This is a genomic window from Pseudomonas sp. 10S4 (assembly GCF_034344865.1).
Lineage (GTDB): Bacteria > Pseudomonadota > Gammaproteobacteria > Pseudomonadales > Pseudomonadaceae > Aquipseudomonas.
In genome coordinates this window covers 2,150,094-2,172,900 of the sequence record NZ_CP133774.1, presented here as the reverse complement: position 1 = coordinate 2,172,900, position 22,807 = coordinate 2,150,094, and the positions used below count along the sequence as shown (strand labels likewise).

Below are 22,807 nucleotides of genomic sequence, written 5' to 3'. Positions count from 1 at the left end.
ATTGGGCGAAAAAGGCAGCCATTATAGGGGCGCGGGCGCCAAACAGAAACACGATACGTGATATCCCTGACGGACAGACCCCCGTGCTGTCGGGGATAGACATGTCCGTACAACCATTTTGCAGAAAAGGGGGAACCATAGATGTGGGAGCGGGCTTGCTCGCGAAAGCGGTGTGCCAGGCAACATAGATGTCGACTGACACTCCCTCTTCGCGAGCAAGCCCGCTCCCACAGGGTTCGATGCTATGCAGGGCTGACCTGGGCCTCTCAGGCTCAGGCCAGCCCGGACAACATCTTAGTGGAACAGTACTGCTGTTTTCTGCAGGGTCACCCAAACACCCCACGCCAACGGAATACCCACCACCAACCACGCAGCAATCGCCAACGGCTTGCTGCCCGGCGCGGCCTTCCACTCCAGCACAGTGCTGCTGTCAGCACCCTTGTCGTGGCCCAGCGCCTGTTCGGCAGCCAGTTGCGCGTCGGTCATAAAGTACTTGTCGGCCACCGGGCGAACCAGCAGGTTGCACAGGAACCCCAGCACCAGCAGGCCCGCGAGGATGTACAGCGTGATGTCGTAAGCGGCAGCACGTTCAACGCCGATGCTCAGCTGATATTCACGCAGGTAGTTCACCAACACCGGCCCCAGCACGCCCGCCGCCGCCCACGCGGTCAGCAGACGACCGTGGATCGCGCCGACCATTTGCGTACCGAACAGGTCCGCGAGGTAGGCCGGAACAGTCGCAAAACCACCGCCGTACATCGACAGGATGATGCAGAACGCCGCTACGAACAGCGCAACGTTACCCAGGTGACCAAGGTTCGGGATCAGTGCGTACAGGGCAAAGCCCAGGGCGAAGAACACGAAATAGGTGTTTTTGCGGCCCAGGTAGTCGGAGAACGATGCCCAGAAGAACCGGCCACCGATGTTAAACAGGCTCAGCAACCCCGTGAAACCGGCCGCAATGGCCGCGATGGAAGCCAGTTGCCCGGCGTCCAGCTGACCGAATGGCAGGTCAACACCGATCAATTTACCGCCAAACACTTCCTGCAACAGCGGCGAAGCCATGCCGAGAATGCCGATACCGGCGGACACGTTCAGGCACAGCACCAGCCACACCAGACGGAATTGCGGGGTTTTCCACGCCACGTTCACGTGGACATGACGATGAGTGATCATCGCGTTCGCCACTTTTTTCGCCGGAGCCGTCCAGCCTTCAGGCTTCCAGCCGGTTGGCGGAACGCGGTAGGACAGTGCGCCACCGATCATGAACACGAAGTAGATCGCGGCCATCACCAGGAAGCTCTGCCATACGCCCACGCCAGTTGGCGAAGCAAAATGGCTCATCAATGCCGCAGCCAGCGGAGCACCAACCATCGCGCCGCCACCGAAGCCCATGATCGCCATGCCCGTCGCCATGCCGCGCTTGTCCGGGAACCACTTGATCAGGGTCGAGACCGGCGAAATGTAACCCAGGCCCAGGCCGATACCGCCAATGACCCCGGAGCCGATCCACATCAGCCAGATCTGGTGGGTATAAATCCCCAGCGCCGAAATCAGCAAACCGCCGCACCAGCACAGTGCCGATACAACACCAGCCTTGCGTGGCCCGGCATGTTCCAGCCAGCCACCCCAGATCGCTGCCGAGCAGCCGAGGAAGATGAAGAACAGGGTGTAGATCCAGCCGAGCATCGAGATCGGCCAGTCGCATTGAGATGAGAAAACTTGCGAGATGAAGCTCATGTCCGGCGCGCAAGCGACTGGAGCGGTCACGCCCAGGGCTTTGGACAGCGGCAACCAGAACACCGAGAAGCCGTAGGCCATGCCGATGCAAAGGTGGATGGCCAAAGCGGCCGGTGGTACCAGCCAACGGTTGAAACCGGGCTTGGCGATGATGCGTTCCTTGGACAGGAACGCGGGCTGGCCGGCCTTGAGGCCGTCCGCCGTTATGCTCGTGCTCATTCTGTATCCCCCAATTATTAGTATGGTTCGCCAGCCACTCTTCACCCACAGCCTTTATGCACGCAGGCATGACCGTTTTTTGGGTGAAACCCGTTTGGGCGCGATGTTCAGTCGCAGAAGGACGGACGAACCGGCAGAGGTTACCATTTGCTCGTGACAGAAAAACCAAACTGACATCACCTTTTGTATGTCATCTGTTCTCGTACGACTCCAAATCGCCATTCACCGGTAGGAGCGAGGCTTGCCCGCGAAGGCGATCTAAAGGACGCTAACGCCGACAAGCCTTGCTCCTACGGGGCTTGATACCCGTACAAACTCACAGGAACCGCTATGCCGATCATTGTCGAGCCGCTGACCGAAGCCACTTACCAGGATCAGCAAGACCTGCAAAAGATCTACCGCGATGCGCCGCACTGGCTGTTTGCACCGTTTGCCGGTGACGTGCAGTTGATCGAAGGCTGCCTGCGGGACGGCTCACTGATTGCCGGGCGCTTCAACGATCGGCTGCTGGGCGCCGGACGCCTGCAACGTCAACCGAACGTCTGGCATTTGTCGCAAATTTGCGTGCGAAAAATCACCCGTCGCCGTGGCGTGGCAGAGCGGTTGGTGAACGAAGCGCAGAAAATGGCGTCGCAATCGGGCGCGACATTACATTTGCTAGCGCCTGCCGGGCACCTGGAAGCCCAGGCACTGGCGGCCAAACTGAACGTGCCATTGGATGTACTGCCGACATGAACTGACCGGTCGTCAGTTTTGGGGCGCTATACTCCCCGGCTATTTTTCGAATTCGACTAACTACAAGGACTCGCCCATGAAAGCGTTCGGCAAAATCCTGGGTCTGGTACTTCTCGGGCTGTTGCTGATCATTGTGGCGCTGGGCTTTGCCCTGACCCACCTCTTCGATCCCAACGACTATAAAGACGAGATTCGCCAGATTGCCCGCGACAAGGCCCACATCGAGCTGACGCTCAATGGCGATATCGGCTGGAGCCTGTTCCCGTGGCTGGGCCTGGAATTGCACGACGCCAGCATCGCGACCCTGATCAAACCCAACGAACCTTACGCAGACTTGCAAATGCTCGGCCTGTCGGTTCGCGTGCTGCCGCTGCTGCGCCGTGAAGTACAGATGAGTGACGTGCGCGTCGAAGGCTTGAACCTGCGCCTGAACCGCGACAAGGACGGCCACGGCAACTGGGAAGACATCGGCAAGCTCCCGCCAGAGCCCAACACTGCTCCAGCTGGCACCCCGCCGGCTGCCGGCGAGCCTGCGCCAGAAGCCCCCGCTGTAGCGGAAAAACCGCCGCAGCCGATCCGCCTGGACATCGACAGCCTGACCGTGAACAACGCGCGGGTTGAATACAACGATGAAAAAACCGGCAAGAACTACAGCGCCGAAAGCATCCAGATGAGCACCGGCGCTGTTCACGATTCGACCAATATTCCGCTCAAACTCACGGCGTTCCTGTCTGCGAACCAGCCTGCACTGCGGATTCGTACCGAGCTTAACGGTGAGCTGCGCATCGCCCGTGCCCTTCAGCGCTACCAGTTCGAAGACATGAAACTGTCCGGCGAAGTGACTGGCGACCCACTGCAAGGCAAGACCATGACCTTCGCCGCCCAGGGCCAGTTGCTGCTGGATAAAGCGGCCAACGTCGCCGAATGGACCGGGATCAAGATCTCTGCCAACCAGTTGCGCGCCTTGGGTGAACTGAAGGTCAACGACCTCGACAAGACCCCGCAAATAAACGGCGGCCTGTCGATTGCCCAGTTTGACCTGGCCAAATTCGTCGACAGCATCGGCCAGAAACTCCCGGCTATGGCCGAAGGCAGCCTGAGCAAAGTCGAGCTGGTCAGCCGTCTCGCCGGGACGCCCACCAGCCTGGCGTTCGACAACATCAACCTGAAAGTCGACGACAGCAACTTCAGTGGCCGGATCGCCGTCGAGGACTTCGCCAAGCAATCGCTGCGCGCCACCCTCAAGGCTGACACGTTCAACGTCGATCGTTACTTGCCGCCCAAATCCGCCGAAGCCAACAGCGCCACGCAAGTGCGTCAGGCCGAAGTGGCCAGCACCGAGGCCGATGCCATGGCTGGCGCCGGGACTACACCGCTGCCACCGTCGCCGACCAAAGGCGCCTGGAGCACCGAGCGCCTGCTGCCGGTGGAACGCCTGAGTAAACTGGACGTAGATGCCGACCTGACCTTCGGCCTACTGACCCTCGACAAACTGCCCATCCAGAACGCTGCGCTCAAAGCCTCCGGCCAGGGCGGCTTGCTGACCCTCGAAAACCTGCGCGGCGACTTGTACAACGGCAACTTCGAAGCCAAGGGCACCCTGGACGTGCGTCAGCAAGTGCCGGCCCTGAGTATGCAAACCCATATCACCAAAGTGCCGGTGGAAAAGATCCTCGAAAGCCAGGGTAAAAATCCGCCAGTCAAAGGCCTGGTGACGCTCACCAGCGCGCTGACCGGCAACGGCAACAGTCAGAAAGCACTGATCGAAAGCCTCAACGGCAACGCCAGTTTCGTCATCAACAACGGCGTGCTGCTCAATGCCAACCTTGAGCAGCAACTGTGCAAAGGCATCGCCACCCTGAACCGCAAAACCCTCAGCGGCGAACCACGGGGCAAGGACACGCCGTTCCAGGAACTCAAGGGCAACCTGACCTTTCGCAACGGCGTGGCCAGCAATCCCGACATGAAAGTGCGCACCCCGGGCATGACCGTCAACGGTGACGGCGACGTCGATCTGCGGGTGCTGGGCATGGACTATCGCGTCGGCATCATCGTCGAAGGCGATACCAGCGCCATTCCGGATCCGGCCTGCCAGGTCGGCGACAAGTTCGTCGGCATCGAGTGGCCGTTGCGCTGCCGTGGTCCGCTGGAACTGGGAGCCAAGGCCTGCCGCCTGGACAACGAACGCATGGGCCAGGTCGCGGCTAAATTGGCCGGCGACAAGCTCAGCGACAAGATCGACGAGAAGCTTGGTGACAAAGTCAGTCCTGAACTGAAAAACGCATTGAAGGGGCTGTTCAAGCGATGAGAGCCGAGCAGTTTTCATCGGCGGTGCTGGACTGGTACGACCGCCACGGCCGCCACGACTTGCCCTGGCAACAGGGCATCACCCCGTACCGGGTGTGGGTCTCGGAAATCATGTTGCAGCAAACCCAGGTCAGCACCGTGCTGAACTACTTCGACCGTTTCATGGCTTCGTTGCCGACGGTTGAAGCCTTGGCTGCAGCGCCGGAAGACGAAGTGCTGCACTTGTGGACGGGCCTGGGCTACTACACTCGCGCACGCAATCTGCAGAAGACCGCGAAGATCGTCGTCGCTGAATACGGCGGCGAATTCCCCCGTGATGTGGAAAAGCTTGTCGATCTGCCGGGCATCGGTTTGTCCACGGCCGGCGCCATCGCCAGCCTGAGCATGGGCCTGCGGGCGCCGATCCTCGACGGCAACGTTAAACGGGTCCTGGCGCGCTTTACCGCGCAAGAGGGTTATCCGGGTGAGCCGAAGGTCGCCAAACAGCTCTGGGCGAACGCTGAGCGCTTTACACCGCATGATCGAGTCAACGCCTACACCCAGGCGATGATGGATCTGGGCGCCACGCTTTGCACTCGCAGTAAACCGAGCTGTCTGCTCTGCCCGCTGGAAAAGGGCTGCGAAGCGCACATGCTCGGCCTGGAAACCCGCTACCCGATCCCCAAACCGCGCAAAACCGTGCCACAGAAGCGCACGTTGATGCCGATGCTCGCCAACGGCAAAGGTGCGATTCTGCTTTACCGGCGGCCTTCCACGGGCCTGTGGGGCGGTTTGTGGAGCTTGCCGGAACTCGACGACCTCGACGACCTGCAACATCTGGCCACGCAGCACTCGCTGGAACTGGGCAGCCAACAAGCGCTGCCGAGCCTGGTCCACACCTTCAGCCACTTCCAGTTGTCCATCGAACCCTGGCTGGTCCAGGTCCAGGAGTCCGGTCATCACGTGGCCGAGGCTGACTGGCTCTGGTATAACCTCGCCACCCCGCCGCGCCTGGGCCTTGCCGCCCCGGTCAAAACCTTGCTCGAACGCGCGGCCGCCGTATTGAACGCAGGAGAGTCGTCATGACCCGCACCATCATGTGCCGCAAGTACAAAGAAGAATTGCCAGCCCTGGAGCGCGCCCCGTTCCCGGGCGCCAAAGGTCAGGACATTTTTGACCACGTCTCGGCCAAGGCCTGGGCCGACTGGCAGAAACACCAGACGCTGCTGATCAACGAAAAACGCCTGAACATGATGAACGCCGAAGATCGAAAATATCTGCAGGGCGAGATGGACAAGTTCTTTTCCGGCGAGGAATACGCCAAGGCTGACGGCTACGTTCCGCCGGCTGAATAATCCCGATATTTCGGGGGTCGGAACGTAAGCGACGGTAATAATTAAAATTTTTTTGAAAACTTTCTTGACGACCCCCTGAAAAACCAGTTTAATGCGCCCCGTTGCCCAGATAGCTCAGTCGGTAGAGCAGGGGATTGAAAATCCCCGTGTCGGCGGTTCGATTCCGTCTCTGGGCACCAAATACCGAAAACCCTGAATCGCAAGATTCAGGGTTTTTTTATGCCCGCGATTTGATCAGGCGCCGCTCCACTCACCATCGAAGCGCCGGACGAAGCATCAATTCCCCACCTCCTATCGCCACGCCAGGAAACGCCTGTAACGCTCGCCGAGGCCTAGTCGCGAAAAGCATCAGCAGGGGTGATCGAACCTTTTTGGCTGTCCTTCGGGTCTGTCGGAACGCTCCGTAGGCTTTAACGGAAATGGATGACATACGCAGATTATCGGACTGGGCAGAATCGAAGGAGGATCTGCCGCATAACCGGGAGCAGATACACGACAGGGATGTAGACAATGACTGGCGCCATCAAACACGACGTCGAAACCGCCGAGTTTTTTACTGAACAAGAAATCAGAACTTTCAGCTTTGATATTCGGCAAGCGACCCTACTTCACAGATTCGCCGAAGAACTGGCCGCGATCGGCGGGCCGCAGGCACCAGGAGCCAAGTCCAAAGCCTCTCTGGCAGCCACCGAGTTAAAGTTCTCGTTTTCGAAAGACCAATGTGAGCTGCTGGGTGCCTACTCCGACGGCCTGGTTTCTGTGTTGATCTTTGAAGGGTTACAGAAATTCACCGATGTCAGCCCTCCAAATGAACTACCAAACCTGACATCCCTCGAAAATCGATACGACATCCTTTGCCTGGCTGCCCGTAGTCAGATCCTGTTGAAACTGGTGGATAACACTGCCTTTGCCTATGACATGGATAACGAAGGAAAACTGGTTCGATTGGTGGCCAACTTCAAGGGTGGCGGACTTATCAAAATCAATGCCGAGCCGGAAATCAAAGAACTGAGCTCCCATTCCGGCCTCGCACTTGGCCCGCATACCGAGGCGCCTTACTGGTGCGCCGTGAACGCGAAAGACGGGCACTCACCCTCTCCCTCGTCGCTCATACTTTCCGCCCTGTGGAACCCGAGCCTGGAACCTACTCGGGTCATTCCACTGCCTCCCATACTCGAAAAAATTGGCGTCACCAACTGCCTCGCACTGACCACGGGTAACTTTCAGTTCACTCGTAGCGATTCCTTTGTCAGTGGCAGAGGACAGGATGGCCGCAACGTTTCGATTCTGGAGTTCGACGACAAAGTCGGTTTCGCCGCCCGTTTCAACTCGTATCGCTTTTCGGTCAACGAGAACGTCTCGAATTTTGTTAAACAAGCCTACACCGCCCTTTGTCAGGGCGTGGACGAAGCAACTCCCGCCAAATACACGCTGACCCAGGAATCGGCCATGGCCATCAATAACACCCGGGCTCTGCACTGTCGGGATGTCATCAAAGACAACAGGCGGGTCTTGGTTCGCATCTTCGGACTTTCAAAATTTTCGACTCCTATCGTTGTTTCAGATGACCCATTACTGCTGCAGGGCTGATTTTTTAAATGCTCAGGCTTGAACGACCCGTCATGTGATGACTGGCCAACAACGATAAAGAGGGAATGTAATGTCTTGGGATGTCATTGGCATGTTGGCGCTTGTCGCCTTTTGCGCTGGCTTTTTTGATGCCATTGCCGGAGGTGGTGGCTTGATCACCTTACCTGCGTTGTTTCTGGCAGGTGTAGATCCGATCAGTGCAATTGCAACGAACAAGTTCCAGGCTGCTTCGGCAACTATTTCGGCAACCATAACCTTTGCTCGCAAGGGCTTGATCGAGTGGCGCCAAGGCCGCTTCCTGGTTGTCTGCGGATTTATTGGCGGCGCCGGTGGCGCCTTGTTGGTCAGTTCTATTGATAAGCGTTATCTGGAAGTGTGCGTGCCCATCATGCTGATTCTGGTGGCTATCTATTTTGCGCTCTCGCCAAAACTGGCCAGTGAGGACCGGCGCAAGAGAATCGGCATCCTGCTTTTCTCGTTTACCGTTGCGCCCATCCTGGGCTTCTACGACGGCATATTTGGCCCCGGCGTAGGCTCTTTCTTCATTGTCGGGTTTGTCCTTCTCTGTGGCCTCGGCATGATGCGGGCCATGAGCTTCACCAAACTTGCCAATGCCTCATGCAACCTGGGCTCTCTATCGGTTTTTATCACCAAAGGGGTAATTATCTGGCCGATTGCCATAGCCATGGCTTTGGCAGCGTTCATCGGTGCACAGCTAGGTGCACGAGCGGCTGTTCGGGTCGGTCCCCGGCTGATCAAGCCCATGTTGATCGTGGTCTGCTGCGCCTTAGCCATCAAACTGCTGAGCGTGGAAACCAATCCTTTGCGTGTAGCAGTCCTCCAATCATTGGCATCGCTATAAGCACTGGCCAGTATTGATCAGGAACTGAACAGTCGTTTCTCACAGCGCGGGTGCCTCTGCCTGCTGAGAATCGTAATCACGACAGCCTGACAAGCCAATGCCCCAAATCCGAGGCGCCTAATTTGCCTCGCCCCAGTGGAAGACTAGATTGCGAGCAGCGCCGCTGCCTACATCCGTCACGTCACGCCGCACCTCGCCGTTGCGAGTCGCAACAACGGTGTACTTACCGGCAGGCAGTTGAACGTAAACCAGAGGGCCGGCCTGAGTAAGGGTCAGCACGGTTTCTCCCTGGGCTTTTTGAATGACCACTTCCACGTCGGGAATGTATTGATTCTGCGAACCAACGGAGAAGGTCATGTGCAAGTTATAACCCTTGGACTGCTGAATGGCCTTTGACTCGTCCTCGCCGATACCGCCGGACAGGTAGGTGATCCCGTTCTGTTGCTGCTGCTGGGCTTGTACACCGGAATTGTCGACCGGATCGAGGCTGGCGGCATGCGACAGGGTTGGGAACATCAACACGCCAAGGGCGGCGAGTGGCAATACGAGTGAATGAATGTACTTCATGATGGCGACTCCCGGGCTCTACGGAGCCCAATCGTTACCCCTTTAGATTTCTGACGGGACACCCAAGTTTTAGATTGATTGGAACTTGGGACGACTGCGAATAGGACTACGCGTTGTATTCCTTAAACGTCGGACGCAGCCGGTGGCGTCCTGCAAATTGAATCGGAATTTCCTGCCGGTTTTTCGGCAGCGCCCGGCATCGCTGACTAGCTTGTCATTGGCATTCTTTCCGCCAGTCAATCCAGGTGCGGAAAACTTCATGAGCGCCCTCACACCCGACAACACTCAAGACCCACAACTCGCCTCACTGCTTGGCAATCTTGGCGAATTGATTCGCCAGGCGCGCCAGAAGGTTTTGAGAGCGGTCGATACCGCTCAAGTACAAACCTGTTGGCAGATTGGCCGGCATATTGTCGAGTTCGAGCAGGAAGGTGCCCAAAGGGCCACGTATGGCAAGCAATTGCTGGCGACGCTTGCGAAGGACCTGACAGGGAAGTTTGGGAAAGGTTTTGATGACCGTAATTTGAGGTATATGCGGGACTTTTATCAGACCTTTCCAAATTGGAACGCACTGCGTTCCGAATTGAGCTGGACCCACTACCGAAGGCTGCTACGTGTCGATAACGACAAGGCACGCAAGTGGTACATGGACGAAGCCGCCAATCAAAACTGGTCAAGCCGCGCGCTGGAACGCCAGATCAACACCCTCTACTACGAGCGTCTATTGATGAGTCGGGACAAGGCTCCCGTCATGACGGAAGCCGCTACCAACATCAAAGCGATGACCGACAGCCCTCGGGAATTCATCCGGGATCCCGTGATGCTCGAGTTTCTCGGCCTGCCCAATGCAGGACTCGTTCTGGAAACCGAACTTGAACAAGCACTCATCGAGCAACTTCAGGGCTTCCTGCTCGAGCTGGGGAATGGTTTTGCTTTTGTCGCCCGCCAGCAACGCATAAGCACCGAAGGCAGAGACTTCTACATCGATCTGGTGTTCTACAACTACCTGCTCAAATGCTTTGTCATCTTCGATCTCAAGCGCGGTGAATTAACCCATCAGGATGTTGGCCAGATGGACATGTATGTGCGCATGTATGACGACCTCAAGCGCAACGATGAAGACGGGCCCACCGTCGGTATCATTCTTTGCGCGCAAAAAAACGAGTCAGTGGTGCGCTACTCGGTGTTACAGGGCAACGAACAACTGTTCGCCAGCAAGTACAAACTGGTGTTGCCGAGCGAGGAGGAGTTGCGCGCTGAGCTGGATCGGGAACGACGGGCAATTGAAGAGCGTCTGCTCAACCAAACAGACCGATAACCCCGACAGATTGTCCATAAGCTGCGCGAAGACTATCGTTGGCAGCTACCCGCAAAGGTCCAAAGCCAATGAATTTGCAGGACATGCCCTCACCGGCACCAGCCCAGGCTGAGTTAACGTCGCCAGTTACTAGCGCCCCCTTCAAAGAACCCGCCTGCGACGGCTTCACCCTCGGCGGTTTCACCTGGCGTCACGCCTTCCAGGACACCGCCCGCCCGGTCGTGATCATCAACGCCGCCACTTCGGTCCGTTGCCGACACTACTCGCGCTTCGCCGATTACCTGTTCGCCAATGACTTCGATGTCATCACCTATGACTACCGTGGCATCGGCGAATCGCGGCCGGCGTCGCTGAAAGGGCTGGACGCTTCCTGGTCCGACTGGGGCGCGCTGGATTTCGAAGCGATGCTCAAGCGCGCTCAGCGTGAATTCCCCGGCCAGCCCATCGACGTGGTCGGCCACAGCTTTGGCGGCTGTGCGGCGGGCCTGGGGGCCTCTGGGCACCTGATCCGGCACTTGGTGACGGTCGGCGCGCAGTTCGCTTACTGGCGCGACTATGCGCCCGCTCACCGTTGGCGAATGTTCGGCAAATGGCACCTGGTGATGCCGCTGATGACGATGATCTGCGGTTACTTCCCCGGCAAACGTCTTGGCTGGCTGGAAGACACGCCCGCCGGCGTCGTCCGCGACTGGAGCACGCCCACCGCTCGCTACGAGCAGCGCCCCAGCGGTCGCGTGATCCACGCAAAGCACGGTCGGCTGCCGTTCGCCAATGTCACCGCAAAAACCCTGGCCATCAGCCTTAGCGACGATCCTTTCGGCACGATCCCGGCCATTGAGCGCTTGCTCGGCTACTTCACCGGCAGCACGACCACCCATCTGCGAATCGCCCCGAAAGACATTGGCGAAGAAGAAGTCGGACATTTCGCCTTTTTTCGTAGCCCATACCAAGCCACACTATGGCCCATTGCATTGTCCTGGCTGCAAAACGGCGAACTGGCCCCCGATACTCCCGGGCGGCGAGTTTCACGTAGCTGAGTGACCTGCCCTCTCAACGAAATACGGAACGACGCCCATGGCATCCGCGAACAAGCAGCAAAAACGCGCCACCCGCGCCAAAGCCAAGGCCAAGCAGAACCGCACCCAACGGGCTGCCGCGCCGGTGGAGCTGGACCCGAACGATGACCGCATCGACTTCGAATCGGTGGACCTGACCGAACTGTTCAAGACCATGATCGACGCTGAAAAAATCAGTCAGCAAGCCATGTGCACGGCTTTCCTCGAAGACCCATTGCTGACGCTGGTGTACGAACAGGAAGGCGAAGAAGGCGCGATGGACTTCATCCTCGCGGCGCTGATCGAGTATCGCCAGTGGTCCACCGAAGCGGACGAAGCCGGCGCCCTGGCGTGGATCGAATCCCCAGCCTTCCAGGCTGACTACGTGGCGGCGTCCGACGCCATCGCGGCCCAAACACAACCGAAAGCGAACTGAAATTAATGGCATCCCTGAACAAGCAACAAAAACGCGCCAAACGCGCCAAGATCAAAGCCAAGCAAATCAATATCCACGGCCGTAAACCCGCCGAGCTGGACGATGACCTGGGCGACATCGGCGAGCCGATCCCGGAATACACCCTGGCGATGTTCAGCAAAATGCGCGACGCCGAAGCCATCGGCCGTAACGACATGCTACTGACCCTGCTGACGAACCTCGCCGACATCATCAGCGACCACCCAGAACTTCTGGACATGGAAAACGCCGACAACGAAGCCATGGCCGCCACCCACCTGGCCGCCGACATGCTGATCGACTACCGCATGTGGACCGACGGCATGGACCGCGAAACCGCCCAGGCCTGGCTGACCGATCCGCAGTTCATCACTGATTTCGGCACTGCGCTGGATAGCTATCGCGAATCGCTGGACGCGCAGGAAGAAAAGGCTGAGTAATCGCCTTCGAATAGAAACAAAAACGGCCGCTTGTCATCACTGACAGCGGCCGTTTTTTTGTAGAGAACAAAAACGTGCCCAGGTCTGTCGCTACCCTTTGTCACTCGACACGTATATCCCATTGACATATCCCGCTTAAAAACTATCCTTTGGACTCACAACTGCAGCAAAAGAGCAGGAGGACAACATGGAGCAAACCACCATTTTCATGAGCAACCGGAGCCAGGCCGTTCGCCTGCCCAAAGCCGTAGCGATGCCTGGGGATGTGAAACGAGTTGATGTAATCGCCATCGGCAGAGCACGAATCATCACTCCCGCTGGAGAAGCTTGGGATAGCTGGTTCGACGGCGAAGGCGTGAGTACAGACTTCATGACCGACCGTGAACAACCTATCGATCAGGAGCGTGAGTCGTTCTGATGATCAAGTTCATGCTCGATACAAACATCTGTATTTTCACCATCAAGAACAAGCCCCAAGTTGTACGCGAGGCGTTTAATCGTCATCACGGCCAGTTGTGCATCAGTGCAATTACGCTGATGGAACTGATCTACGGTGCAGAGAAATCCGCAGCGCCGGAAAAGAACCTCGCTGTCATCGAGGGCTTTGCTGCCCGCCTCGAGATCTTGCCTTTCGATTACGATGCCGCCGCTCACACCGGGATGATTCGTTCAGAACTGGCAAAAGCAGGAACACCGATAGGTCCCTATGATCAGATGATCGCCGGCCACGCGCGCTCACAAGGATTCACCGTAATAACAAATAATCTTCGGGAGTTTGAACGCGTACCTGGCTTACGGGTTGAGGATTGGGTTCACCCCACTTGAAACACTGCCCGGAAAACAAAAACGGCCGCTTGTCATCACTGACAGCGGCCGTTTTGCATTACGCGATGTGAATCAGTTCAACACCACCGCTCCAACCTTCTGCATCTTGCGACGACGGGCTACGAACAAGCCGACCGCCACTACCAGCAAGCTCAGGAACCCGGTCGCGAGGATCTCCACGCGGTGGGCGTCCTGGAACAGCATGATGGTCAGGGCCGCGACGATGAAGATGATCACCGCGTAGGTCAGGCCCGGGAACAACCACATGCTGAAGGCGATTTTTTCGCCGCGTGCCATACGCTGCTTGCGCATACGCAGTTGCGAGATGGCGATCACCAGGTACACCAACAACGCGATGGCGCCAGAGGTGGCCAGCAGGAAGTCGAACACAGCGGCCGGGGCCACGTAGTTGGCGAACACTGCCAGGAACGCAGCAGCGGTGGACAGGATGACTGCCCAGTACGGCGTGCCGCTTTTGTTGGTGCGTTGGGAAACGGCCGGCGCATCACCGCGTTTGCCCAGGGAGAACATCATGCGCGAAGCGGTGTACAGCGCCGAGTTCAGGCAACTGGTCACAGCCACCAGCACCACGATGTCGACGATCAGCTTGGCATTCGGGATGCCCATACGCTCAAGTACAGTCTGGTAGGAACCCACAGCAGCCAGAACCGGATCGTTCCATGGCACCAGGGCCACAACGATGAAGATCGACACAAGGTAGAACAAGCCAATCCGCCAGATCACCGAGTTGGTGGCCTTGGAGATTTGCTGGCCAGGGTTCTTCGATTCCGCGGCCGCGATGGTCACGATCTCAGTGCCCATGAAGGAAAACATGGTGGTCAGGATCGCGCCCAATACAGCACCCATGCCGTTTGGCAGGAAGCCTTGGGTGTCGAACAGGTGCGAAACGCCGCTGACCTGGCTGTTCGGCAAGAAGCCGAAAATCGCCAGAATGCCGAGACCAATGAAGCCGATGATCGCGATAACTTTGACCAGAGCGAACCAGAATTCGAACTCACCGTAGTTCTTCACGCTGAACAGGTTGGTCACCGTCAGCAGCAAAGTGATAACCAGGGTGAAGGCCCAGATCGCCACATTCGGGAACCAGGCATGCAGGATGGTCGCGGCGGCGTTGGCCTCCAGCGGGATCACCAACACCCAGAACCACCAATACAACCAGCCGATGGTGAAACCGGCCCAATGCCCGATCGCGCGGTCGGCGTATGTCGAGAAGGAGCCAGTGTCCGGCGAAGCGACGGCCATTTCGCCGAGCATGCGCATCACCAGCACGACCAGCGCGCCGGCAGCGGCGTAGGCCAACAGCACGGCTGGGCCGGCAGCGGCGATGGCGTGGCCCGAGCCAACAAACAGGCCGGCGCCGATAACACCAGCGATCGACAACATAGTCACATGACGCGGTTTGAGCCCCTGTTCGAGGCCATTAGAGCTTTGGGTGCTGCTCATTGAAACTACCTTTGCAAGGAAAGCGATTCAGTCCACCGCGTCTGGCATTTCTTTCTCGTAAAAAGAATCCAACGGGGCGTTCCGTATTCTGCACGCAATAATTGCGCCAAAATGTTACAGAGTCCCGAGAACCGCGGCTCTTAGGCTGACCGGACGGTCATCGCAAGTCATTGAGATTAATGGCAATTTGCCAGAGCGTTACCCAGCGACCCACTTGAAGGACGAATCAACGCACCATAAACACACTTAAAAAATGCGCGACGCACAATAAAAGTGCAGATCCGGAACGTTTGTCCGGTTAGCGCTTCCAACACCCCGTCAAAGCTGGCAACATCGCGCCTTTTTTTACGTGCCCCCCGCTCCGGCTTGTATTTAAAGCGGGGTCAAACGTCTGTTCGGTTGATAGCAGCGCGACAGTCTGCTCCACCGATGCGACAACCTGCCACACACCATCCGTTTACCGCCCGTAGCGCTGTTGGCTGCCATTCGAACGCTATGCTAGCTTGGCCGCCTCGCCAGGAAGGCCACCAACAGCAGGAGCGAAACACTATGAGGAACGCACATGGCTGAGGCCACGCCCGCGCTTGAAATCCGCAACTTGCACAAACGCTACGGACAGCTTGAGGTGCTCAAAGGCATCTCGCTGACCGCCCGCGACGGCGATGTGATCTCGATCCTGGGTTCCGTCCGGTTCCGGCAAGTCCACGTTCCTGCGTTGCATTAACCTGCTGGAAAACCCGCACCAGGGCCAGATCCTGGTAGCCGGCGAAGAACTCAAACTCAAAGCCGCGAAGAACGGCGAACTGGTTGCCGCCGACGGCAAACAGATCAATCGCCTGCGCAGCGAGATCGGTTTTGTGTTTCAAAACTTTAATCTCTGGCCGCACATGAGCGTGCTCGACAACATCATCGAAGCCCCGCGCCGGGTGCTCGGCCAAAGCAAAGCCGAAGCCATCGAAGTCGCCGAAGCCTTGCTGGCCAAGGTCGGCATCGCAGACAAGCGTCATGCTTACCCGGCGCAACTGTCCGGTGGTCAGCAACAACGGGCGGCGATTGCCCGCACGCTGGCGATGCAACCCAAGGTCATCCTGTTCGATGAGCCGACTTCCGCCCTTGACCCGGAAATGGTCCAGGAAGTACTTAATGTCATCCGCGCATTGGCTGAAGAAGGCCGCACCATGCTGCTCGTGACCCACGAAATGGGTTTTGCTCGTCAGGTCTCCAGCGAAGTGGTGTTCCTCCACCAGGGCCTGATCGAAGAGCAAGGATCGCCACAGCAGGTGTTCGACAACCCGCTTTCGGCGCGCTGCAAACAATTCATGTCCAGCAACCGCTAACGGAGCTACCCGCATGCAGAACTACAAAAAATCTTCCTGGCCGCCGCCGTCACCCTGGCCTTCAGCGCCGGTGCCGCCGCCGAAACCTTGAAGATGGGCATCGAAGCGGCCTACCCGCCGTTCAACAATAAAGATGCCAGTGGCAATGTCGTCGGCTTCGACAAAGAAATCGGCGACGCCCTGTGCGCCAAGATGAAAGTCGAATGCACCGTGGTCACCTCTGACTGGGACGGCATCATCCCGGCCCTGAACGCCAAGAAGTTCGACTTCCTGATCTCCTCGATGTCGATCACCGATGAGCGCAAGCAAGCGGTGGACTTCACCGACCCGTACTACTCCAACAAGCTGCAATTCATCGCCAAGAAAGACGTCGACTTCAAAACCGACAAGGCTTCCCTGCAGGGCAAAGTGATCGGCGCACAACGTGCGACCCTCGCCGGCACCTGGATGGAAGACCACATGGAAGGCGTTGAAACAAAACTCTATGACACCCAGGAAAACGCCTACCTCGACCTGACTTCCGGTCGTCTGGACGGCATCCTCGCGGACAAGTACGTCAACTACGAGTGGCTGAAAAGCGACGCCGGCCGCCCTTACGAATTCAAAGGCGACCCGGTGGAAGAAAGCGACAAGATCGGTATCGCTGTACGTAAAGGCGACCCGATTCGCGCGAAGCTGAACCTTGCTCTGAAAGAAATCGTTGAAGACGGCACCTACAAAAAAATCAACGACAAGTACTTCCCGTTCAGCATCTATTGATTCTGACCTGCCTGACCGGCACCGTTCGCTGACGGTGCCGGTCCTTGGCATTGCCTGCCGCGATTTGAAAAGAAATCCATGATTATCGACCTCTACGGATTCGGCCCGGCGCTCGCCGCTGGCGCGCTGATGACTGTGAAACTGGCACTCTCGGCCTTGTGCCTGGGGCTGGTGCTCGGTCTGCTCGGCGCCTTGGCCAAGACTTCCCCGCACAAGCCATTGCAATGGCTGGGCGGCACGTATTCGACCCTGGTTCGTGGCATCCCGGAATTGCTCTGGGTGCTGTTGATCTACTTCGGCACCGTCAATTTGATGCGTGCCTTGGGCGAATTTTTCGGCAATCCCGACCTCGCACTCAATGCCTTCGCCGCTGGCGTAATCGCGTTGGGCCTGTGCTTCGGCGCCTACGCCACGGAAGTGTTTCGCGGCGCGATTCTGGCGATCCCCAAAGGTCACCGCGAAGCCGGCGTGGCCTTGGGCATGTCGAAATTCCGGATCTTCACCAAGCTGATCATGCCGCAGATGTGGCGCATCGCCCTGCCGGGCCTGGGCAACTTGTTCATGATCCTGATGAAAGACACCGCGCTGGTGTCGGTGATCGGCCTGGAAGAAATCATGCGTCATGCGCAAATCGGCGTGACCGTGTCCAAGCAGCCGTTCACCTTCTTTATGGTCGCTGCTTTTATGTACCTGGGCCTGACCATCCTGGCCATGACCGGCATGTACTTTCTGGAACGACGTGCCGCTCGCGGCTTCGCGAGGAGCGCCTCATGAACTGGGAAGTCATCATCAAGTGGCTGCCGAAACTGGCCCAAGGCGCGACGCTGACCCTGGAACTGGTGGCCATCGCCGTGATCGCCGGTTTGCTGCTGGCGATTCCGCTGGGCATCGCGCGCTCATCGCGACTCTGGTACGTACGGTCATTGCCCTACGCGTACATCTTCTTTTTCCGTGGCACGCCGTTGCTGGTTCAGCTGTTCCTCGTCTACTACGGCCTGGCGCAGTTCGATGCCGTGCGCAACAGCTCGATGTGGCCGTACCTGCGCGATCCGTTCTGGTGCGCCACGGCGACCATGACCCTGCACACAGCGGCTTATATAGCCGAGATCCTGCGGGGCGCGATCCAGGCGATTCCACCGGGCGAGATCGAAGCCGCGCGAGCACTGGGCATGTCCCGGCCCAAAGCGCTGTTCTACATCATCCTGCCCCGTGCCGCGCGCATCGGCCTGCCGGCCTACAGCAACGAAGTGATCCTGATGCTCAAGGCCAGTGCCCTGGCCAGCACGGTGACCTTGCTGGAACTGACCGGCATGGCCCGCACCATCATTGCCCGGACCTACCTTCCGGTGGAGATCTTCTTCGCCGCGGGCATGTTCTATCTGTTGATGGCTTACGTGCTGGTTCGCGGCTTCAAGCTGCTGGAGCGCTGGCTGCGCGTCGATGCCTGCCAAGGACGTTGATTCCTCCTACGTGCTGACGGGCGAGGCCCTACTCGCCCGTTTCGCAGCGCTGGATGCTTTTCTGATTGAGCATCAGGCGCTGTGGAAGCCTCGACCGTTTACTCATCTGCAGCTTCCTTGGGAAGCGTCCTACCCGGAACTGGCTTTATGGCTACGCGGGCGGTCGCTGGAGGAAGCGGAAAACAGTCATAACCAACCTTGCTTGCTGGATGCGCCGGAGCCGTTTGCTTCATTGGCGGCGTTGTCGCTTGAGCTGAGTTCAGTGGGCGAGTTGCCGGCGCAAGCGCTTGAAGCGGCCGGGCATCGGTTAAATGTCGATGTGCCGGGACGCAAGTGGCAGCAGATCGAGGCGTTTGCCAGTCGCTTGTCATTTGCTGCATTGCCGCAACATTGGCTGGATTGGTGCTCGGGCAAAGGTCACTTGGGTCGACGCTTGCTGCAAACCGGGCAACAACTGACGTGCCTGGAATACGACCCTTCTTTGGTGCTGAGCGGTCAGGCACTCAGCCAGCGTCATCAGTTGCATGCGCTGCACGTTGAGCAAAATGTACTCGCGGCTGGCGCTGCTTCCTTATTGAAGAACGATCACACCCCGGTTGCGCTGCACGCCTGTGGTGATCTGCATGTGCGGTTAATCCAACTTGCCAGTGCGGTGGGCTGCAAACAACTGGCCGTCGCGCCCTGCTGTTATAACCGGATCAGCCTTCCTGCCTATGAGGCGCTTTCCTCGGCGGGTTTGCGATCGGTCCTACAGCTGTCCCTCGACGATCTCGCATTGCCGATGAGCGAAACCGTCACTGCCGGTGCTCGCGTCCGACGTCAGCGCGATACTTCGATGGCCAGACGTCTTGCTTTCGACCTGCTGCAACGGCAACTGCGGGGCGTCGACGAATACCTGCCCACGCCGTCCCTGCCCAGTGCATGGCTGGATAAATCCTTCGCCGACTACTGCCATCATTTGGCCGCACTGAAAGAGTTATCCACAATCGGCCCGCAGGATTGGCCAACCCTTGAAGCCGCCGGTTGGCAGCGACTGGCCGAAGTGCGCAATCTGGAGCTGCTGCGGGGCCTTTTCCGCCGCCCGCTGGAGTTGTGGCTGGTACTCGATCGGGCACTTTTTCTGTCCGAACAGGGGTACACCGTTCGCCTCGGTACCTTCTGCGGAATCCCGCTCACACCACGCAATTTCCTGCTCTTGGCCGAGCGCCCTTAAACAGCCTCAGCCTGTGGATAACTCTGTTGATGGAATTCTCGTGGATCCAATAAATGCGCTGTTTCGTGACTGAAACACTGCTGGTCATTTTTTGTTCACATAAATAAAAAACCCTAAAAACAGGGATTTGCGAACAAATGAGAACAGGTCCACAAAATTGCCTCCGTTCTCGCCTATCGGCCGTCCCGTTGTGCATAAGCATTCAATCAAAAGGACATAACCGCCGAATCCCGGACGCCATCAGCGGAAAATTGCACCCGGCAACCGCCCTTGTTATACAAGCAGATAAGGACGCCGGAAGTGCGCCCACCGCCCAGAACAATCCAACTGACAGGAAGCCACAGTGACCTTCATTTCTTACGCACAGAATTTCGAAGACATCCGCCTGTGGCGCGCCCTCAAACAGTTCGAAAACGGCTTCTATATCGACATCGGCGCCAACGACCCCACCCACGACTCCGTCACCAAAGCCTTCTACGACCATGGCTGGACCGGTATCAACGTCGAACCGATGCAAAACTACTACGACGCCCTGTGCCAACAACGCCCCAACGACACCACCCTGCAATGCGTGGCCAGCGACAGCGCGGGCGACCTCACCTTCTACGGCATCCCCGGCACCGGCCTCTCCACCGTCGACCCGGCCACCGCCCAGGAACGCACAGCCCTGGGCATGGACGTACGCCGCCAAACCGTCAAAGCCCGCACCCTCACCTCCATCTGCGAGCAATACGCCCAGAACCGCCCCATCCACTTCCTGAAAATAGACGTCGAAGGCCACGAAGAAACCGTCCTGCGCGGCATGGACTTCGCCGCCTGGCGCCCCTGGATCATCCTCATCGAAACCCCATGGGCCCGCGACCACACCTGGGAACACCTCGTTACCGACGCCGGCTACCAAGCCATCCTGTTCGACGGCATCAACACCTGGTTCCTGGCCAACGAACACCTGGCCCTCAAACCCGCCTTCGACATCCCACCGTGCAACCTCGACAACTTTCAACTGTGCCAGGGGCATCTGCTCAGCTATCCCGTCAGCGCCGCGGATCTGGGGTTTGAAAAACAACTCGCCACCGCCCTGCAACGGGCCGAACTGGCCGAAGCGCAGCTGCACGCGATGCAAAATAGTAGGGGCTGGCGCACGCTTCAGAAACTCAGAAAAGCACTGGTTCGCGGGTAACCTGAGGGTCGAGTAAAAATAGTCTGAATTCAGGGGTTTACAGAACCAACGCAATCGCTATAATCGTCGCCCTAACACGCCGGTATAGCTCAGTTGGTAGAGCAACTGACTTGTAATCAGTAGGTCCCGGGTTCGACTCCTGGTGCCGGCACCATACAAGGTTCCAGAGAAGGCTTTCAAAATCTCTGAAACCCCCGAAAAACCCGCCTTATGGCGGGTTTTTTCGTTTTGGCGTTCCGTCGGTTTCCGCCAAAATCTTATGGATACCAGCCGTTTTAAGGATAAAGATAGGGGTAAGGTCATTCGATAAAGGGAGGAGTACCCTTATGTCGCGCACCACTGCCCCACTCTCCGATTCGGCTTGCCGTTCAGCCAAGCCCACCGACCGCGCCTACAAGCTTTTCGACGGCGACGGCCTCTACCTTTTAGTCCAACCCAATGGCCGCAAAGGCTGGCGTTTCAGGTATGTAAAACCTGATGGTCGTGAAGGACTGACCTCGTTCGGCAACTACCCCGTGGTCGGCCTCGCCGATGCGCGCAAGAAGCGCCTGGAGGTCAAACGGATGCTGGCGGAAGGGCTCGACCCCATCGAGTCCAAACACCAAGCCAAGACGCAAGCCACAATCCGAGGCCGAACCTTTGAGAGCGCAGCCTTGGACTGGCACAAAGCGATGTCTGCCAAATGGGCTCCGGGCCATGCCAAGACGGTCCTGAGCCGTCTCAAAACCCATGTTTTTCCACTAATCGGTGATCGCGCTATTGTCGACCTAGACACTCACGACTTGATGCAACCTCTGGAAGCAATCCAGAAACGTGGCACGATTGACATCGCGTTAAGGGTACAAAACTACCTGCAAAGTATCATGCGCGAGGCGAAACGTGCTCGACAGATCGCGGCAAACCCTGCCTCCGACCTTGAGGGTTTGATCAAAGCCCCGAGGGTAGTTCACCGCCCAGCTTTACCCTTATCGCGTCTGCCTGAATTGCAGGAGCGCATCGACACCTACAAAGGACGAACGCTGACTCGGCTGACAGTCATGCTCTCGCTACATGTGTTTGTCCGCTCCAGCGAACTGCGCTTCGCCCGCTGGAGCGAGTTCGACCTCAAGCGCGGCACCTGGGAGATACCGGACACTCGACCCGCGTTGGACGGAGTACCCTTTTCAACAAGAGGTACGAAGATGGCCGGGGACATCCACCTTGTACCCTTATCACCGCAAGCCGTGACCCTGCTTGAACAGATCCGCACCCTCACCGGCGAATTCGACCTGGTATTTGCAGGCGATGCCAACCCGTCGAAACCGATGTCTGAAAACACGGTGAACAGCGCGCTTCGAAATATGGGTTACGACACCAAAACCGAAATCTGTGGCCATGGCTTCCGCTCGATGGCATGTAGCGCACTGATTGAGTCAGGACTGTGGTCCGAGACCGCAATTGAAAGGCAGATGAGCCACAAAGAACGCAACAACGTCCGCGCCGCTTACATCCACAAGGCCGAATTCATTGAGGAGCGCAGATTGATCATGAACTGGTGGAGCCGGTACCTTGAGACGAATCGACAGGAGCATGTCACCCCCCACGAATTCGCGAACCAGATCGGACCGAACGTCACTCGCTTAAAAGCAAAACGTGGCGCAACTGAGTAAGCGCTCGGTCTTTATCTCAGTGATCCGCTTGTCCACGCGGGTCCATCCAAACAGGGCTGCAAAGCCGCCCTGCTTGGATGGACCTCACTTAAAAAATCTAAAGCCCAGACAAGTGTCTGTGGAAAACCACTGATTTCCACCGGTGGATAATTTCATCCACAGCCGCAGAACTCCCGAAAATTCGAGCCTTGACCCGAATTATCCACAGGCGTAGAAAAGATCGGGCAAAGCGCTGTCGTTGACAGCAACCCAGGTAGCCAGAACCTTTAAGGCTACGCCACACCGTGGTGGTTCTCCCA

20 protein-coding genes, 2 tRNA genes and 2 pseudogenes are annotated in these 22,807 nt (G+C 57.9%); 21 read left to right on the top strand and 3 right to left on the bottom strand.

What is annotated here, in order from left to right:
* Positions 1 to 294: 294 nt before the first annotated feature.
* Positions 295 to 1,959: an OFA family MFS transporter gene (locus tag RHM58_RS10130; protein ID WP_201199838.1), complete on the bottom strand. Its 1,665-nt coding sequence runs from the start codon at positions 1,957 to 1,959 to the stop codon at positions 295 to 297.
* 330 nt (positions 1,960 to 2,289) lie between these two features.
* Here RHM58_RS10130 and RHM58_RS10125 point away from each other — a divergent pair, with 330 nt between their 5' ends.
* The 7 genes from RHM58_RS10125 (at position 2,290) to RHM58_RS10095 (ending at position 8,787) form a co-directional block, all read left to right on the top strand.
* Positions 2,290 to 2,694, top strand: coding sequence for an acetyl-CoA sensor PanZ family protein (locus tag RHM58_RS10125; protein ID WP_201256181.1), 405 nt, complete (start codon positions 2,290 to 2,292; stop codon positions 2,692 to 2,694).
* Between the two features lie 76 nt (positions 2,695 to 2,770).
* Positions 2,771 to 5,002 (top strand): AsmA family protein, encoded by a 2,232-nt coding sequence (locus tag RHM58_RS10120; protein WP_322270247.1) that lies wholly within the window; start codon positions 2,771 to 2,773, stop codon positions 5,000 to 5,002.
* Positions 4,999 to 6,066, top strand: a complete 1,068-nt coding sequence (gene mutY, locus RHM58_RS10115) for an A/G-specific adenine glycosylase (RefSeq protein ID WP_201199820.1) — start codon at positions 4,999 to 5,001, stop codon at positions 6,064 to 6,066. Before RHM58_RS10120 ends, mutY begins: the two co-directional genes overlap by 4 nt.
* Positions 6,063 to 6,335, top strand: a complete 273-nt coding sequence (locus RHM58_RS10110) for an oxidative damage protection protein (RefSeq protein ID WP_008149405.1) — start codon at positions 6,063 to 6,065, stop codon at positions 6,333 to 6,335. Before mutY ends, RHM58_RS10110 begins: the two co-directional genes overlap by 4 nt.
* A gap of 103 nt (positions 6,336 to 6,438) precedes the next feature.
* Positions 6,439 to 6,514 (top strand) — tRNA-Phe (locus RHM58_RS10105).
* Positions 6,515 to 6,845: 331 nt separating this feature from the next.
* The gene (locus tag RHM58_RS10100) at positions 6,846 to 7,925 is read left to right on the top strand and encodes a hypothetical protein (protein ID WP_201256180.1); all 1,080 of its coding nucleotides are present in this window, start codon (positions 6,846 to 6,848) and stop codon (positions 7,923 to 7,925) included.
* A 70-nt stretch (positions 7,926 to 7,995) separates the two neighbouring features.
* Entirely contained in the window at positions 7,996 to 8,787 is a 792-nt protein-coding gene (locus tag RHM58_RS10095) for a TSUP family transporter (protein WP_201256179.1), read from the top strand.
* 117 nt (positions 8,788 to 8,904) lie between these two features.
* On the opposite strand, the gene RHM58_RS10090 is transcribed toward RHM58_RS10095, so the two are convergent.
* Positions 8,905 to 9,354 (bottom strand): carboxypeptidase regulatory-like domain-containing protein, encoded by a 450-nt coding sequence (locus RHM58_RS10090; RefSeq protein WP_201256178.1) that lies wholly within the window; start codon positions 9,352 to 9,354, stop codon positions 8,905 to 8,907.
* Between the two features lie 259 nt (positions 9,355 to 9,613).
* On the opposite strand from RHM58_RS10090, the gene RHM58_RS10085 reads away from it, so the two are divergent.
* The 6 genes from RHM58_RS10085 to vapC all read left to right on the top strand — a co-directional run bounded on the left by RHM58_RS10085 (position 9,614) and on the right by vapC (position 13,446).
* Entirely contained in the window at positions 9,614 to 10,672 is a 1,059-nt protein-coding gene (locus RHM58_RS10085) for a PDDEXK nuclease domain-containing protein (RefSeq protein WP_322270245.1), read from the top strand.
* Positions 10,673 to 10,740: 68 nt separating this feature from the next.
* Positions 10,741 to 11,709 carry an alpha/beta fold hydrolase gene (locus RHM58_RS10080; protein WP_322270244.1) on the top strand — a complete coding sequence of 323 codons (969 nt, stop codon included), beginning with the start codon at positions 10,741 to 10,743 and terminating at the stop codon, positions 11,707 to 11,709.
* Positions 11,710 to 11,746: 37 nt separating this feature from the next.
* Positions 11,747 to 12,163 (top strand): hypothetical protein, encoded by a 417-nt coding sequence (locus tag RHM58_RS10075; RefSeq protein WP_201199781.1) that lies wholly within the window; start codon positions 11,747 to 11,749, stop codon positions 12,161 to 12,163.
* Positions 12,164 to 12,168: 5 nt separating this feature from the next.
* Positions 12,169 to 12,621 carry a hypothetical protein gene (locus RHM58_RS10070; RefSeq protein ID WP_322270243.1) on the top strand — a complete coding sequence of 151 codons (453 nt, stop codon included), beginning with the start codon at positions 12,169 to 12,171 and terminating at the stop codon, positions 12,619 to 12,621.
* 187 nt (positions 12,622 to 12,808) lie between these two features.
* The gene (vapB, locus tag RHM58_RS10065) at positions 12,809 to 13,039 is read left to right on the top strand and encodes a type II toxin-antitoxin system VapB family antitoxin (RefSeq protein ID WP_201256176.1); all 231 of its coding nucleotides are present in this window, start codon (positions 12,809 to 12,811) and stop codon (positions 13,037 to 13,039) included.
* Positions 13,039 to 13,446 carry a type II toxin-antitoxin system tRNA(fMet)-specific endonuclease VapC gene (gene vapC, locus RHM58_RS10060; protein ID WP_201256175.1) on the top strand — a complete coding sequence of 136 codons (408 nt, stop codon included), beginning with the start codon at positions 13,039 to 13,041 and terminating at the stop codon, positions 13,444 to 13,446. Before vapB ends, vapC begins: the two co-directional genes overlap by 1 nt.
* Before the next feature lie 72 nt (positions 13,447 to 13,518).
* Here the strand turns inward: vapC and gabP are convergent, their stop codons facing one another.
* Positions 13,519 to 14,910, bottom strand: coding sequence for a GABA permease (gene gabP, locus RHM58_RS10055; protein ID WP_201199777.1), 1,392 nt, complete (start codon positions 14,908 to 14,910; stop codon positions 13,519 to 13,521).
* Positions 14,911 to 15,472: 562 nt separating this feature from the next.
* Between gabP and RHM58_RS10050 the strand changes: the two are divergent.
* From RHM58_RS10050 to RHM58_RS10015, 8 genes and pseudogenes are all read left to right on the top strand, one after another.
* Positions 15,473 to 16,247: pseudogene (locus RHM58_RS10050) on the top strand (ABC transporter ATP-binding protein).
* A gap of 13 nt (positions 16,248 to 16,260) precedes the next feature.
* A pseudogene (locus tag RHM58_RS10045) lies at positions 16,261 to 17,006 on the top strand (ABC transporter substrate-binding protein).
* Positions 17,007 to 17,084: 78 nt separating this feature from the next.
* Positions 17,085 to 17,780, top strand: a complete 696-nt coding sequence (locus RHM58_RS10040; RefSeq protein ID WP_201192248.1) for an ABC transporter permease — start codon at positions 17,085 to 17,087, stop codon at positions 17,778 to 17,780.
* Positions 17,777 to 18,466, top strand: coding sequence for an ABC transporter permease (locus tag RHM58_RS10035; protein WP_201199770.1), 690 nt, complete (start codon positions 17,777 to 17,779; stop codon positions 18,464 to 18,466). Before RHM58_RS10040 ends, RHM58_RS10035 begins: the two co-directional genes overlap by 4 nt.
* Complete coding sequence (locus RHM58_RS10030) at positions 18,447 to 19,679, top strand: methyltransferase (protein ID WP_322270240.1); 1,233 nt, start codon at positions 18,447 to 18,449, stop codon at positions 19,677 to 19,679. Before RHM58_RS10035 ends, RHM58_RS10030 begins: the two co-directional genes overlap by 20 nt.
* Positions 19,680 to 20,022: 343 nt before the next feature.
* The gene (locus RHM58_RS10025; RefSeq protein ID WP_322270239.1) at positions 20,023 to 20,859 is read left to right on the top strand and encodes an FkbM family methyltransferase; all 837 of its coding nucleotides are present in this window, start codon (positions 20,023 to 20,025) and stop codon (positions 20,857 to 20,859) included.
* 78 nt (positions 20,860 to 20,937) lie between these two features.
* Positions 20,938 to 21,013: transfer RNA gene (locus tag RHM58_RS10020), tRNA-Thr, on the top strand.
* A 172-nt stretch (positions 21,014 to 21,185) separates the two neighbouring features.
* Positions 21,186 to 22,508, top strand: coding sequence for a tyrosine-type recombinase/integrase (locus RHM58_RS10015; RefSeq protein ID WP_322270238.1), 1,323 nt, complete (start codon positions 21,186 to 21,188; stop codon positions 22,506 to 22,508).
* The last annotated feature ends 299 nt before the right edge of the window (positions 22,509 to 22,807 follow it).

What these genes read in the sequence shown, in the direction of transcription:
- RHM58_RS10120 (WP_322270247.1), top strand. Translation starts at nt 2,771, where the DNA reads ATGAAAGCGTTCGGCAAAATCCTGGGTCTGGTACTTCTCGGGCTGTTG.
- RHM58_RS10030 (WP_322270240.1), top strand. Translation starts at nt 18,447, where the DNA reads ATGCCTGCCAAGGACGTTGATTCCTCCTACGTGCTGACGGGCGAGGCC.
- RHM58_RS10125 (WP_201256181.1), top strand. Translation starts at nt 2,290, where the DNA reads ATGCCGATCATTGTCGAGCCGCTGACCGAAGCCACTTACCAGGATCAG.
- RHM58_RS10040 (WP_201192248.1), top strand. Translation starts at nt 17,085, where the DNA reads ATGATTATCGACCTCTACGGATTCGGCCCGGCGCTCGCCGCTGGCGCG.
- gabP (WP_201199777.1), bottom strand. Translation starts at nt 14,910, where the DNA reads ATGAGCAGCACCCAAAGCTCTAATGGCCTCGAACAGGGGCTCAAACCG.
- RHM58_RS10070 (WP_322270243.1), top strand. Translation starts at nt 12,169, where the DNA reads ATGGCATCCCTGAACAAGCAACAAAAACGCGCCAAACGCGCCAAGATC.
- RHM58_RS10080 (WP_322270244.1), top strand. Translation starts at nt 10,741, where the DNA reads ATGAATTTGCAGGACATGCCCTCACCGGCACCAGCCCAGGCTGAGTTA.
- RHM58_RS10095 (WP_201256179.1), top strand. Translation starts at nt 7,996, where the DNA reads ATGTCTTGGGATGTCATTGGCATGTTGGCGCTTGTCGCCTTTTGCGCT.
- RHM58_RS10130 (WP_201199838.1), bottom strand. Translation starts at nt 1,959, where the DNA reads ATGAGCACGAGCATAACGGCGGACGGCCTCAAGGCCGGCCAGCCCGCG.
- RHM58_RS10015 (WP_322270238.1), top strand. Translation starts at nt 21,186, where the DNA reads ATGTCGCGCACCACTGCCCCACTCTCCGATTCGGCTTGCCGTTCAGCC.
- RHM58_RS10035 (WP_201199770.1), top strand. Translation starts at nt 17,777, where the DNA reads ATGAACTGGGAAGTCATCATCAAGTGGCTGCCGAAACTGGCCCAAGGC.
- RHM58_RS10075 (WP_201199781.1), top strand. Translation starts at nt 11,747, where the DNA reads ATGGCATCCGCGAACAAGCAGCAAAAACGCGCCACCCGCGCCAAAGCC.
- RHM58_RS10085 (WP_322270245.1), top strand. Translation starts at nt 9,614, where the DNA reads ATGAGCGCCCTCACACCCGACAACACTCAAGACCCACAACTCGCCTCA.
- mutY (WP_201199820.1), top strand. Translation starts at nt 4,999, where the DNA reads ATGAGAGCCGAGCAGTTTTCATCGGCGGTGCTGGACTGGTACGACCGC.
- RHM58_RS10110 (WP_008149405.1), top strand. Translation starts at nt 6,063, where the DNA reads ATGACCCGCACCATCATGTGCCGCAAGTACAAAGAAGAATTGCCAGCC.
- vapB (WP_201256176.1), top strand. Translation starts at nt 12,809, where the DNA reads ATGGAGCAAACCACCATTTTCATGAGCAACCGGAGCCAGGCCGTTCGC.
- vapC (WP_201256175.1), top strand. Translation starts at nt 13,039, where the DNA reads ATGATCAAGTTCATGCTCGATACAAACATCTGTATTTTCACCATCAAG.
- RHM58_RS10090 (WP_201256178.1), bottom strand. Translation starts at nt 9,354, where the DNA reads ATGAAGTACATTCATTCACTCGTATTGCCACTCGCCGCCCTTGGCGTG.
- RHM58_RS10100 (WP_201256180.1), top strand. Translation starts at nt 6,846, where the DNA reads ATGACTGGCGCCATCAAACACGACGTCGAAACCGCCGAGTTTTTTACT.